This window comes from Polyangiaceae bacterium, assembly GCA_015075635.1.
GTDB lineage: Bacteria > Myxococcota_A > Polyangia > Polyangiales > Polyangiaceae > JADJKB01.
In genome coordinates this window covers 580,052-592,850 of the sequence record JABTUA010000001.1, presented here as the reverse complement: position 1 = coordinate 592,850, position 12,799 = coordinate 580,052, and the positions used below count along the sequence as shown (strand labels likewise).

At 70.8% G+C, this 12,799-nt stretch carries 12 protein-coding genes; 6 read left to right on the top strand and 6 right to left on the bottom strand.

Features of this window, described 5'->3' with window-relative positions; all coding sequences use genetic code 11:
* Positions 1–5 precede the first annotated feature (5 nt).
* A complete protein-coding gene (locus tag HS104_02755; protein ID MBE7478898.1) occupies positions 6–611 on the top strand; it encodes a thymidine kinase in 606 nt (201 codons plus the stop codon).
* Between the two features lie 4 nt (positions 612–615).
* Here HS104_02755 and HS104_02750 read toward each other — a convergent pair whose 3' ends face one another.
* Positions 616–1,431 (bottom strand): FHA domain-containing protein, encoded by an 816-nt coding sequence (locus HS104_02750; GenBank protein MBE7478897.1) that lies wholly within the window; start codon positions 1,429–1,431, stop codon positions 616–618.
* Between the two features lie 18 nt (positions 1,432–1,449).
* Positions 1,450–2,256: a DNRLRE domain-containing protein gene (locus HS104_02745; GenBank protein ID MBE7478896.1), complete on the bottom strand. Its 807-nt coding sequence runs from the start codon at positions 2,254–2,256 to the stop codon at positions 1,450–1,452.
* Between the two features lie 57 nt (positions 2,257–2,313).
* Between HS104_02745 and HS104_02740 the strand changes: the two genes are divergently transcribed.
* From HS104_02740 to HS104_02730, 3 genes are read left to right on the top strand one after another with little or no spacing between them, the layout of a single operon-like run.
* Complete coding sequence (locus HS104_02740) at positions 2,314–3,279, top strand: FHA domain-containing protein (GenBank protein MBE7478895.1); 966 nt, start codon at positions 2,314–2,316, stop codon at positions 3,277–3,279.
* Between the two features lie 3 nt (positions 3,280–3,282).
* Positions 3,283–4,836, top strand: a complete 1,554-nt coding sequence (locus HS104_02735) for a serine/threonine protein kinase (protein MBE7478894.1) — start codon at positions 3,283–3,285, stop codon at positions 4,834–4,836.
* A 25-nt stretch (positions 4,837–4,861) separates the two neighbouring features.
* Complete coding sequence (locus HS104_02730) at positions 4,862–5,785, top strand: hypothetical protein (protein ID MBE7478893.1); 924 nt, start codon at positions 4,862–4,864, stop codon at positions 5,783–5,785.
* Between the two features lie 3 nt (positions 5,786–5,788).
* Here the strand turns inward: HS104_02730 and mfd are convergent, their stop codons facing one another.
* Entirely contained in the window at positions 5,789–9,457 is a 3,669-nt protein-coding gene (gene mfd, locus HS104_02725; GenBank protein ID MBE7478892.1) for a transcription-repair coupling factor, read from the bottom strand.
* Positions 9,385–10,299 (bottom strand): hypothetical protein, encoded by a 915-nt coding sequence (locus HS104_02720; protein ID MBE7478891.1) that lies wholly within the window; start codon positions 10,297–10,299, stop codon positions 9,385–9,387. Before HS104_02720 ends, mfd begins: the two co-directional genes overlap by 73 nt.
* Before the next feature lie 38 nt (positions 10,300–10,337).
* On the opposite strand from HS104_02720, the gene HS104_02715 reads away from it, so the two are divergent.
* Positions 10,338–10,634: a PilZ domain-containing protein gene (locus HS104_02715; protein ID MBE7478890.1), complete on the top strand. Its 297-nt coding sequence runs from the start codon at positions 10,338–10,340 to the stop codon at positions 10,632–10,634.
* Positions 10,635–10,857: 223 nt separating this feature from the next.
* Here the strand turns inward: HS104_02715 and HS104_02710 are convergent, their stop codons facing one another.
* Positions 10,858–11,676 carry a hypothetical protein gene (locus HS104_02710; GenBank protein MBE7478889.1) on the bottom strand — a complete coding sequence of 273 codons (819 nt, stop codon included), beginning with the start codon at positions 11,674–11,676 and terminating at the stop codon, positions 10,858–10,860.
* 11 nt (positions 11,677–11,687) lie between these two features.
* Complete coding sequence (locus tag HS104_02705; protein MBE7478888.1) at positions 11,688–12,152, bottom strand: hypothetical protein; 465 nt, start codon at positions 12,150–12,152, stop codon at positions 11,688–11,690.
* A gap of 56 nt (positions 12,153–12,208) precedes the next feature.
* Between HS104_02705 and HS104_02700 the strand changes: the two genes are divergently transcribed.
* Positions 12,209–12,796 carry an SCP2 sterol-binding domain-containing protein gene (locus HS104_02700; protein ID MBE7478887.1) on the top strand — a complete coding sequence of 196 codons (588 nt, stop codon included), beginning with the start codon at positions 12,209–12,211 and terminating at the stop codon, positions 12,794–12,796.
* Positions 12,797–12,799: the final 3 nt, after the last annotated feature.

Below are 12,799 nucleotides of genomic sequence, written 5' to 3'. Positions count from 1 at the left end.
CCGCGATGCATCACGTCCCGCACGACACCGGTTGGATCGAGGTCATCACCGGCTGCATGTTCAGCGGCAAGACCGAGGAGCTGATCCGCCGCCTGAACCGCGCCACGTATGCCAAGCAGCGCGTCAAGATCTTCAAGCCGCGCATCGACGCGCGTTACGCCCCAGACAGCGTGGTCAGTCACTCCAAGCAGGAGCTGACGGCGGTGGCGGTGGACGACGCCCACGAGATCCTGGAGCACGCCGCCGACGCGGACGTGATCGGCATCGACGAGGCGCAGTTCTTCGGCCCGCCGGTGGTCGGCGTGGCCGAGCGGCTGGCGAACGAGGGCAAGCGCGTCGTGGTCGCGGGTCTGGACCAGGACTACCTGGGACGCCCCTTCGAGCCCATGCCGCACCTGATGGCGGTGGCGGAGTACGTGACCAAGAACCTGGCAATCTGCATGCTCTGCGGGAACCCCGCGGATCGCTCCCAGCGCCTGGTGCGGCGTGACGCCACGGTGGTCGTGGGCGGCACCGAGTCCTACGAGGCGCGCTGCCGCCGCTGCTTCGATCCCGCGCTGTCGGCGCCGGCGCAGGCGCAGCTGTTCGACGCCGCCGAGGCTGACGCCTGAGGCGCTACTGGCGTCCGCACACGGTCGCCAGCACGGCCTCCAGGCGCTGAAGCGAGCGCACCTTCTCCAGCGAGCTGGGCATCGCTCGCACCAACGTCGTGTAGTCCTGGAGCTTGCGCGCGTCCGCGCCGCTGACCTTCTGGGCCGCGGACTCCAGCGCGGACAGCTCGGTGTCGGAGGGCAGACTGCGCGTCGAGCTCAAGAGGTCGATCGAGTAGTCCACCCAAGCAGCGGAGGGCAGGGTGCGCGCCAGGAGGAGCGCTTGCCTCATCGCCAGCTCTCGCGACAGGGCGTCGCAGCCGCCAGCGGCCGCAGCTGCCAGCACCTCGCGCAGCCTTCCGCCGAGGATGAGCTCCGCGCGTTTGGCGTCGCCGGTGCCAATGGCGCGCTCGGCGACGCTGCCGAGCAGCTCGAGCGCGTGGGCCTTGGACGTGGCGACGTTGCGGCTCTCCCCCGGCGCCGGCAGTGAGTCCACCAGCGTCGGTCGCCCGGAGGGGCGGTGATCGGGCGGTAGGCTGTCCGGTACCTCTCCCAACGACAGCTCGAGCTCGACGTCCCCGACCAAGAGGCGATCGCCCGGCATGATGGCTTGGCGCCCGCGCACCACGCGCCGGCCGTTCACGAACACGCCGTTCGAGCTGCCGAGATCCTCGACGCTGACCCCCGTCGAGTCGACGACGATGCGCGCGTGCAGGCGCGAGACCTTGGCGCCGTCGAGGATGACCTGACAGTGCGCGCTGCGCCCGATCTCGTAGCCCCCGGGCGCCAGCGGCAGCCAGCCGGTGGGAACCTTGAGCCGGTACGGCATCACCCCAGGCACGAGCCCAATCTAGCGCCCTCACGGGCAGATGACATAGACCAGCTCGAGCTTCGGCCGTGCGACCGGGTCCGTGCCTTCGCGGCTCGCGAAGTGGAGCTTCTCGCCATCGAGCGGGTCATCGACGAGTGGCTTGACCAGCCAGCCTTCGTTGCCGAGGGAGCCGTCGAGCACACCCGCCACGTCCGCGGTGACGTCCCAGCCGAGCGTGTCGCCGACCTTGACGTTCGGTCCGACCGCGACCTGGCTCGAGGGTGGCAAGAAGTCGCCGCCGTTCTTCAGCCAGTTGGATGATCCGTCGTACTTCGCCCAGGTCGCGCCGTCCTCCGTCCAGCTCTTCTGCAAGCGGTGCGCGCCGAGGTCTTGGGTTGCACCTTCGTTCAGCAGCACGCGCAGAGAGAGCGTCGCCTTCTCGAGCTTCGCGCCGGCCGGCAGCGTCCCCTTGCTCAGCTCGAACCCCACCAGCGCGCGTTGCCCCGAGCTCTGGGTGAAGGTGAGGACCTCCAGGATCGACTTGCTGCCATGGTTGGCCGTGGGCGGACTGCTGCCAATGTAGGTGTCGCGAGCAGCGTCCAGCGTGAGCGCTTGCTGTCCCCCGCACCCCGCCGCGTCGCCGGCGTCGCCCGCGTCTCCGGCGCTGCCGCCGCTGCCACTGCTGCCACCTCCGCTCGTGGCGCCGATCCCGGCCGTTCCCCCGGTTCCACCCCCGGGTGTGGTTCCTGCAACGCCCCCCGCCCCCGAGTCGTCCTCCAAGCGGGGGGCCGTGTCCGGGAACAAGCTACACGCCGCGCACGCCAGCCCGATGCTGAACAGAAGGACGCGACCCACCGCGCGAGTATGCCACAGCGAGTCGACCCTTCGAGGCTTTCCCCCTATAGTAGCTGCGTGCGGAACACGCCGGTCACTTGGCCGCGCGCGGAGCTCAGTGGGGGCGTCCCGAGCACGGGGCGTCGCTTCGCGTTGCTGATGGGAGGAAACGAGCTCGCCCTCTCGCGGGGTGAGCTCCTGCTGGGGCGCAGTCGGAGCTGCCAGGTCATCGTAGAGGACATGCTGGTTTCGCGGCATCACGCCCGGCTGTTGGTCTCCAAGGTCGCGCTCTTCGTCGAGGATCTGGGCAGCACCAACGGCGTGATCGTCAACGAAGTCCCCATCTCCGGGCCCACTCCGCTGCACGACGGCGACCGGATCATCGTGGGCACCCAGGAGCTCGTGGTGCGGGCCGTGGACGACGGGATCGAGACACTCGAGCCACCGTCCCCGCGGGTCAGTCAGCCTACGCCCAAGGCCCAGCCGTCGGTGCAGCTGGCGGCGGTCGTCACACGCCAGCAGCCGACCCAGCCGGAGGTCCCGGCCCAGGTGACGGTTCCCATGGTGCGAGCGCCGGAGCCCTCGGTGTACCCCTCGGAGGGGGGCGACACCACCCAGCGCACCGAGAAGGCGGACGGCCTCTTGACCATGGCGCGCATGGCAGATCGCATGATCGCCATGGGGCGCCACGACGCCGCGGCGCGCTTGCTCGGCGATCACCTGAAGGGCGTGCTCGCCAAGGCCAAGCAGGGCCGGGTGGTTCCCCGTGACGTGCTCGACACGGTCGGCGTCTACGGTCTCAAGCTGAGCGAAGTCACCCACGACGCGACCTGGGCGAACCTCGCCATCGAGCTGCACTCCATGGCGCGCCGGCCGCTGCCGGAGCGCGCGGTGGGCATCCTCGAGCTCTTGCTTCTGCGCTTGCCGGAGCTCGATCGCCAGCTGCTCCTCCGCTTCAAGGCCGCGTTGCGCGACGCTGCCGACAACCTCTCGCGCGAAGAGTGGACGCTCGTCGAGCGCATCCTGAAGATGCCGACCAGGTGAACCGTGGCCGCCACAGCAGCAGCACCGAGCTTCGAGTCTCGCCGCCGGCTGGCGGGGAGCCGGCTCGGTCGCTATCAGGTCGGCTCCCGCATCGGCGTCGGCGGAAGCGCTGCCGTCTACCTCGGGCGCCTGACCGGACCGATGAGCTTCGAGCGCTTCGTCGCCATCAAGGTCGTGCACGACCACCTGTCCGAGGAAAAGGAGTTCATCAGTCAGTTCCTGGACGAGGCGAACCTCTTGGTGCGCGTCGCGCACCCGAACATCGTGCAGGTGCACGAGCTGGGTCGTGAGGGCGACACGCTGTTCCTGGCGATGGAGTACCTGCACGGACAGCCGCTCTCGAAGCTGACGAGCGCACTCGGGCGTCGCAACGAACGCCTGGCGCCGGAGGCCGTCGCCTGGCTCGGTGCGCGCATCGCCGACGGTCTCGGCTACGCCCACCAGCTCGAGGACGATCAGGGGAACTCCCTCGGGCTCGTGCACCGCGACGTGAGCCCGCAGAACGTGTTCGTGACCTACCGCGGCGAGGTCAAGCTGATCGACTTCGGCATCGCTCGCGCTGCCGGACGCATCGCGCAGACCACGCTCGGGCGCGTGAAGGGCAAGTTCAGCTACATGGCGCCGGAGCAGGTGCTGGGCAAGGAGTTCGACCACCGCGCCGATCTGTTCGCGCTCGGCGCGACGCTGTACGAGGCCGCGGTCGGCGCGCGTTTGTTCGCCGGGATCGACGAGTCGGAGACCTTGCACAAGCTCCTGTTCGAGGAGATTCCGGACCCCTGCGCGCGCGTCGAGGGATTCCCCGAAGAGCTCGGCAAGATCTTGTCGCGGGCGCTGGAGAGCGAGCCTGACAAGCGCTACCAAAACGCCGGCGAGCTGGCGCGGGATCTCGACGCGTTCGTGCGCTCCCGTGACACGGACGACCCGCAGGCGCTGCTCGCGGGTTCCGTGACCCGGCTCTTCGAGAGCGAGCGCGAGGAGCAGCAGAAAGCCATCGAGGCGCTGCGCCAGGCCTCCACCGAAGAGGTCACGGGTCGCGACGTGCTCGGCGCGAACGAGCGCGCGAGCGGCGTGGTTTCGCTGCGGCCCGAACCGCAGAAGCCGCGCCTCTGGGCGTACGCGCTGGCCGCCGGCGGCGCGGTGCTCACGGTCGGGCTCGCGGGCCTCGCGCTCAAGTCGGAGCCGAGGCCCACGCCCGGGCCGGCGCCCTCCGCGGCGCCGCTGCCCGCAGAGGTGAGCGTCGAGGTGACGACCCAGCCCGACGTCGAGGCGACGATTCGCGTCGCGGGTGTGTTGGCGGAGGGCAGGCCTCGGCGCGCGAGCGTGCCTCGGAGTGAGACGGCGGTGGAAATCGAGGTGAGGGCGGAAGGCTTCGAGCCGGCCAAGCTCTCCGTGGTGCCCGACCGCGAGCGCGGCGTCGTCGTGCCGCTCTCGAGGATCCCGGAGCCTCTGCCGGCGCCGAGCGCGGACAAGCCGGTGAAGAAGGGCGGCGCCAAGACCGGGCCCGCCACGAAGAAGGGCGACCCTCTCGTCACCAAGTACCCCTTTGGCAAGAAGTGAGACGGCGCAGTAACCTCTGGCGTCGATGCGCGTCTGGCGAAGCCTGCTCCTGTCTCTGGCCCTCGCCGCCGCGGCGACGCCGCTCCGAGCCCAGGAGTGCGACCAAGGTGCCGAGACCTGCGGGCGCCTCGAGTTCGAGGCGGGCATCGAGGCCTACCGGACTCAGCGCTGGGCGGACGCCGCGGCGCACTTCGAGGCGGCGCAGAAGCTCCGGCCCCATCCGGTCGTGCTGTTCAACTGGGCCCTCGCCCAGTCGAAGCTCCGGCGCTACGTGAGCGCGCTCGGGCACTTCGAGCGGGTGCTGGCGGATCCGGAGACGCCGAAGGACCTCCTGCCCGAGGTCCAGAACGAGAAGGCGCAGGCCGAGCGCAACGTGGCCACGCTGGAGATCGACGCGGCTCCGGGCGCCCAGGCGTTCGTCGACGAGCAGCCGGTCGAAGGCGTTGCGCGCGTGGATCCGGGGGAGCACCATGTGCGCGTGGTCTTGGACGGCAAGACGCTGCTGGACAAGACCCTGCGCCTCGAGGCCGGCGAGCGCCTGCGGCTCGCGGTCCACCGTCCCAAGGAGGTCGTCGTTCCGCCGCGCAAGCCACCGCCACCCCGGCCGCCGCCTCCTCCGCCACCGGGACCGAGCCCGCTCTGGTTCTACGTGGGAGCGGGCGTCACCGCGGTGGTCGGCGGCGTGACCGTGTGGAGCGCGCTGGATACGCAGCGCGCGTTCGACGACTACGAGCGCGATCTGCCGGGCCTGAGCCAGCGACAGGCCGACGCGCGCGTGGCGGCGGGGCACGACAAGGAGCTGCGCACCAACCTCTTGCTCGGCGCGACCGCGCTCACGGCCGCCGGCACCGCGGCCCTGGGCCTTTTCGTGGTGGACTGGGGTCGGGGCCGCGAGCGCGCCGCGCTCTACCTCGGGCCGACCGGGCTCGGCGCGGTGGGTCGCTTCTGAGCGCTAGCTCTTTCCGCACTCCGCCAGCTCCTCGAGCGCCTTGTCCGCCAGCGCGATGCCGTTCGGGAAGCTCTCGCCTTCCACCACTCTGCGCGCGAGCCGCCCGTCTGGCGAGATGCGCCAGGGGCTCTTCTTCTTGCCCACCAGCTCGCCGATCTTCATCGGGTCGAGCGGCGTGTCGTCGCGCAGGTGCAGCGACACGCTCTTCGCGCTGGCCTCGCAACCCAGCACCATCAAGCGCCGCAGCTCGGTCTTCAGCCGCATCAGCTCGACCAGGGCCCTGGCCTCGACGGGCGGAGGCCCGAAGCGATCTTCCATCTCGGTCGCGATGTCCTGCACCTCGTGCTCGTCGCTCGCGCTCGAGAGGCGCTTGTACAAGCTGAGCCGCACGCCGATTTCGGCCACGTAGTCCTCGGGCAAGAGCGCGTCCACGTCGAAGGAGAGATCCGGATCCACCCCGTGGATCACGGTCTCTCCCCGGAGCTCGTGAGATGCCTCCTGGAGCATCTGGCAGAACAGGTCGAAGCCGACGCTGGCGACGAAGCCGCTCTGCTCGGCGCCGAGCAGATCTCCCGCGCCGCGCAGCTCCATGTCGAGGGTCGCGATCTGAAAGCCCGCCCCGAGCTCGGTGTGGCGTTCCAGCGCCTCGATGCGGCTCCGGGCCTCGTCGCTGAGCTGGCTCGGCGGCGGCACGAGTAGGTAGCAGTAGGCGCGCTCCGTGCTGCGCCCGACCCTTCCGCGCAGCTGGTAGAGCTGCGAGAGCCCGAACATGTCGGCGCGATCGACGATGATGGTGTTCGCGCGCGGGATGTCGAGCCCGCTCTCGATGATGGCGGTGGAGACCAGCACGTCGAAGCGGCCCTCGACGAAGTCGAGCATGGTCTGCTCCAGCGCCGCTTCGCTCATCTGCCCGTGACCCACGGCGACCTTCGCGCCAGGCACCAGCTCCTGCACGCGGGCGGCGCGCTCGTAGATGCCCTCGACGCGGTTGTACACGTAGAAGACCTGCCCGCCGCGCGACAGCTCGCGCTCGATGGCCTCGCTGATGATCTGCTCGTCGTAGCGCGAGGTGATGGTGCGGATGGAGCGCCGGTCCATGGGCGGCGTCGTGATCAGGGACATGTCCCGCATGCCGCCCACCGCCATCTGGAGCGTGCGCGGGATGGGCGTCGCCGAGAGCGTGAGCACGTCCACCGACGCGCGGAGCTGCTTGATGCGCTCTTTGTGCGTGACGCCGAAGCGCTGCTCTTCGTCCACGATCAAGAGCCCCAGGTTCTTGAAGTGGACGTCCTTGCTCAGAACGCGGTGCGTACCGACCAGCACGTCCACGCTGCCGTCCTTGAGGCCCTTCAGCGTGTCCTGCGACTCCTTCTTGGACTCGAAGCGGCTCAGCGGTCGTACCTGGATGGGATACCCGGCGAGGCGCCCCGCGAAGGTCAGGTAGTGCTGCTGCGCGAGCACCGTCGTGGGGCAGAGCAGCGCGACCTGCCGCCCCGACATCGCCACGCGGAACGCCGCGCGGAGCGCGACCTCCGTCTTGCCGAAGCCCACGTCGCCGCAGACCAGCCGATCCATCACCGCGGGCTTCTCCAGGTCGCGGTTGACCTCCTCGATGGCCGCGGCCTGATCGCGAGTCTCCTCGTAGGGGAAGGTCGCCTCGAAGGCGGCGTATTCGTCGTCGCGCGGCTCGATGGGCTCCTTGGTCAGCGCGGCGCGCTCGGCGTAGAGCCGGAGCAGCTCGTCGGCCATCTGGCGCACGCGCTTCTCGACGCGTGCCTTGGTCTTCGCAAAGCTCGAGCCCCCCAGCTTGTCCACCCGGGGAGCGCCTTCGCCGCCGGAGTACTTCTGGATCTGGCTCAGGCGGTGGACCGGCAGGAACAGCTTGTCGCCGCCCAGGTACTCGACCACCAGCAGCTCGACGCTCACGCCGTTCAGCGTCTTCTTCTCGAGCCCCAGGTAGCGGCCGATGCCGTGATCGACGTGCACGACGTAGTCGCCGGCCTCCAGCGCCCGCAGATCCTCCAGGAACGCCTGTGCGCTCTTGCTGCGCTCCTGCCGGCGGTGCGCGCGCTGGCCGAAGATCTCCTCCTCGGTGACCAGCACGAAGCGCTCGGCGGGCACGATGGCTCCGCGCGCCAGCTCGCCGGTGACGATGCGCACCGTGCCGTGCGGCGCCCGGGACTCGGTGTCGGCGACGCGGAGGCCGCGGTGGCCGAGCAGCGTGGCGATGCGCTCGGCCTGCGTGGCGGTGCGCGCGGTGATGGCCACGTCGAGCCCGGCCTCGTGCCAGGCGCCGATGCGGCGGAGCAGGGGGTCGAGGGCGGCGCCCTTGCCCCGCTCCGAGCGCGCACGGCCGACGGCGCGCCCCAGATCTGCGTGATCCCGGATGGCCAGGCTCGGCGCGTCCATGGGAGCGAGCTCGAGGTCGTCGAGCGCGGTGTGACCGGCGCCGCTGGAAGCCACCGCAGTGCGGTGCAGCGCGACCAGCGGGCGCTCGGCGAGCGCCGCGCCGAGCCCTGCCTCGTCCACGTACAGGTCGGCCGACCCGAAGCAGGGCTGCCCGCTCTTGTGAGCGAGCGCGGCGTCGGCGTGGGCGAGCTCCTCGCGCACCCCGGCCACCACGCGGGCCGGATCCTCGACCACCAGCACCGTCTCCGGCGGAAGGTAGGACCAGAGCGGGACCAGCTGGTGAAACGCCGGCAGAAATCCGTCGAGGCCGAACAGGCTGCGGGCCGTGGCGACGTCCTCCTCCAGCGCGCGGGCCTTGGTCGAGGGCCAGTCCACCGCGTCGCACAGCGAGCGCAGGATGGCGCGCGCCCGCTCGGAGGCAGCCGGCGTGGTGATGGCCTCGCGCGCCGGCGGCAGCCAGACTCGCGCGATCGTCTCGCTCGTGCGCTGCGACTCCGGGTCGAAGGACTTGAGCGACAGGATCATGTCCCCGTACAGCTCGGCTCGCACCGGCAGCTCCGCGCTCGGAGGCCAGACGTCGAGCACGCCGCCGCGCACGGCGAAGCTCCCGGGATCTTCCACGACCGGAGCGCGCAGGTAGCCGGCGGCCGCGAGCTTCTCGGAGACTTTTCCGACGTCGATCTCGTCCTCCGCGACGAGCTCGACCGCGGCGTCCCTGAGCGGCGCGGGGGGCACGAAGCGACGCACGAGCCCCGCGGCGGTGGTGACCAGGAAGCGCCAAGGCAGCCCTTCGGCGACGTGGAACAGCGCGCTGGTCCGCGCCATCTGCGCCCGCCGGTCGGGGCGGACGTCCGCCCAGGGCGTGGACTCCGCGGGCAGGATCGCCAGCGCGGCCTCGCCCTGTGCGACGCGCGCCGGGTCGAAGGGCATGGCGCGGGCCAGGAAGCCGAGGTCGGCGAGCGCGCGCCGCGCTCCGTCCACGTCCGGCGCGACGTACAACACGCGCGCCCCGGCGAGCGCGAGCGCGCGGGAGACCAGCGCGGGGGCCGAGCCCTCGGCGCCGACGACGTGGAGGTTTCGGCTGGCGCGGGCGAGCTCTGCCACCTCGCGGGCGCTCAGCACCTTGCGACCTTCCGGCAGCGCGAGCGCGTCGAGCAGGCGCTCGGATTCGGGCTGCTCCTCGGCGTCGGTCACGGCTCGGGCGTGGTCTCGCGTGTTCGCTCGGCGGCGGCAAGCAGATGATTCTGAGCGCGCAGGCTCCAAGGCCCGCGCGGGTGCTTGGCCAGGTGCGCCCGGAACAGCTGCGCCGCCGGGCCCCACTGTCCGGCGCGGTAGTGGATCACCCCGCGCGCGAACAGGCCCGGGTACTCGAGGTCCACCTTCTCGACGGCGGCCACGTAGCGCGTGGACTCCTCGATGCTGCGGGCCCGATCCGGGTGCGCGAGCAAGAACCGGTAGTAGGTCCGGAGCTCGTTGGCGGTCGGCGCGAACGCCGGCACACCGCGGAGGCCTGTCGCTTCGCTCCAGCGCACCTTGAACAGCGCACGGCGCTCGGCGGGAGTCGCGACCAGGCGACGGCCTCGGAGCCAGCCCGCGGCCTCCGCCTTCGCTGCGAAGCCACCCCCCAGCTCCGCGAGCTCGGCGCCAAGGTCCTCGCGGAGCTCCCAGCGCGTGAGGGCCGCCAGGAACAGCTCGGTCTGGAGCGCCTGGAGCCGGAGCACGCTGTCGTCGCCGTGCTTCGCACGCGCCGTCTGTCCGAGACCGCGGAGCTCGAGCAGCTTGCGAGCCGCGTCGCCGGAGCGCCCCTCCGCCTCCGCCTTGCCGAACGCGCGCAGCGTCTCGCCGAGCGCGCGCACCAGGTAGGGCAGCGGCTCGGCGGCGGCGGCCTGCGCGAGCTCGCGGTCGCGCGCTGCGACGTGCTCGGCTTCGCGATGATCCACGTGGGGCAACGGAATGGTGTCCGGCGCCGCGGGACGGGGCACGACCAAGAGCGCGAACGTCACGGCGATCACGATCGCCACCAGGGCCGGCTGCCAGCCCTCCAGGTGGCGCGAAAATCCGCGGGCCCGCCCGTGCACGCGGCCGTTCTTGACTTCGCTACTCACGCCGCTCAAGGTAGTTTTCCCGCCGGTCGGAGGCGCCAGTGCAAGACAAACGCGTTCACCCTCGGGTCCAGGTAGAGATCAGCGTATCCTGCGAGCGCAAGGACGGTCCGCCCGTGGCCGGGGTCGTCAGAGACGTGAGCATGGGCGGCATGTTCGTCGAGTCGGCGGAGAGCCTGGCGTTCGGCACCGAGCTTAGCATCGCCATGAAGATTTCCGGCACGGACCTCAAGCTGCCGGGCACCGTGCGCTGGGCAAAGCCGGGCGGGTTCGGGGTTCAGTTCGGGCTGCTCGGCGCCAAGGAAACGCACACCATCGCCCGCATGCTCAAGGGCTAGGGGGTGTCCCTAGTTCGGTGTGCGACCGAGCGGCTCGATCCGCGCCGCTCGGCGGTCAGCCGAGCCCCGGAATCACTTGAACAGTCTGGTCATGATCAGATCTCGATCCGCCAATGAGGCGTGAGTGCGGAGACCGGCCGGGGCCGGCGCCGGCCGTTTCGACCGAACGGAAGCGTCGCGAGGCGTCTGCTGCCGCCAGCGGAGCGCGAATCAGGGACAACCCCTAGAGCACCGTGCACTCGCCGACGCCGGCGGGATCCCGCGCGTAGTGCACGCAGGTCCCCTCGGAGGCCGGGCAGGAGGGCTCGCCGCCGCCGGGGACCGCCTTGCACAGGCGCCTGCACTCGTCCGCGACGCAGGCGAAGCCGGCCTTGCACGGCTTCTTCGGATCGCAGGCGTCGCCGGGCCCGCCGGTCCCGGCGGGCATGCAGGCGACGTTGCCCGTCGGGTCCACGATCTGGCAGCTCCGCCCGGGCTCGGCCGCGCAGGCCTTCGGATCGAGCACGTCGCAGTCGTTGACCGGCGCGCAGACGTCGGCCTTGGCGTACACCGGATCGCCGCCGCCCGGGCGCACCAGGTAGACCTGCTGGATGCAGCTCTGGTCCTTGGGGCACGCCGACCAGTCGCCGCCGCAGCAGAGCTTGCGACAGGTCCCGGGGGTCACGCCGCCGTCGGCGGCGCCGCCGATGCCGACGCAGAACGCGCCGAGCGCGCAGTCGTTCCAGGCAGAGCAGCTCTCGCCGGGCTGCTTGGCCCCCGCGCTGAAGCACTTGGGTGGCCAGTCGCCGTTCGCCGGCGGGGTGTCGGTCGGGATGCAGCTACCCCCGCTCGGGCAGTCCTGCTTCTGGTAGTTGCACTCCCCGGTCTGGCACAGCGCCTCGCCGTTCGGCGCGTCGGGGATGATCCCGCCGCCGTCCAGGATCACGTTGGGGTTGCCCGCGCTGCCGGCCGCGCCGCCGCTGCCGGACTTGTCCTCGCTGCTCCCGCAGGCGCCGAGGTAGGCCAGGGACGCCAGCAAGCCGAAAACCGAGAGGCGGGTCATGCGATCAGCATTCATCGGGTCAGCACCCAAATCCAGCCGGCGGTGCCGGCCAAAGCCACGAGCACCACAGTAGTGGCGGCGGTCCCCGCGAAAATTCGAAATCCGCGCCGGATCCCGCCGTCGCCTCGGGCCGGGTGCCGCGCCGCCGCCGCTGCCGCGAAAGACCAGGGCAGCGCGGCCAGGTGGAGGACCACGAACACCAAGAGGCACGCCCACATCGCCCACTCCAGGACGAGCTCGACCTGCGCCGCCTCGATGCCCGAGAGCTTCAGATCCCGAGCCGCGTCGGCGACCAGCTTGGTGCGCGCGCCGGCTCGGCCGGGGTTCAAGAGCTCCTGCCGGCGCAGGATCATCGCGAAGGGCAGTGCTCCCGCCGCGGTCAGAAAGCAGACCGGGTAGGCGAGAAAGTGCCCGACCGCGAAGCGCCCCCAGAACGCCTTGCCCGGCTTGGGTCGGCTCGTCCCTTCCGCGCTCACCCGGCTGACCTAGCGCGATCATTGACGCGACGAAACCCGCATGATCCATTCCCCACATGACCGACGTCCCGACGACACCGAAGGAGTTCTTCACCCAGTACCTGCCCTCGCGCTTCGAGGCGATGAAGGCGGGCCTGTCCGGAAAGTCCTCCAGCGGGTCGATGGTGTTTCGCGTGACCGGCGCCGGGGAGTGGACGCTGCGCCTGAAGGACGGCGAGCTCGAGGTGAGCGAGGGCATGCAGGACGACGTCATCATCCAGGTGACCGTCGGCCCCGAGGACTTCGAGCCGATCTTCGTGCAGGGCGCCATCATGCAGGGCGACGCGGAGCTCAAGCCGGAGCAGCAGGTGATGGCCTTCAAGGCCCTGACCGTGGACGCCGAGCGGGTGAAGCTCGTGAAGAACATCCAGGGCACGGTGGCCTTCGTGGTGGACGCGGGCGGCCCCGCGCACAAGCTCGGGATCACCCCGGGCAACGGCACCCCGAAGCTCGACGCGCCGGACTGCCGGCTCGAGTGCAAGATGAACGACTTCATGGACATGCAGACGGGCAAGCAGAACCCGATGCAGTTGGCCATGAGCGGCAAGATCAAGATCGTCGGCAACGCCCAGATCCCAATGGCGCTGTCCGGCGTGTTCGTCTGAATC

Coding starts and splice junctions, on each gene's coding strand:
- HS104_02755 (MBE7478898.1), top strand. CDS start 6: ATGCATCACGTCCCGCACGACACCGGTTGGATCGAGGTCATCACCGGC.
- HS104_02730 (MBE7478893.1), top strand. CDS start 4,862: ATGCGCGTCTGGCGAAGCCTGCTCCTGTCTCTGGCCCTCGCCGCCGCG.
- HS104_02710 (MBE7478889.1), bottom strand. CDS start 11,676: ATGACCCGCCTCTCGGTTTTCGGCTTGCTGGCGTCCCTGGCCTACCTC.
- HS104_02700 (MBE7478887.1), top strand. CDS start 12,209: ATGACCGACGTCCCGACGACACCGAAGGAGTTCTTCACCCAGTACCTG.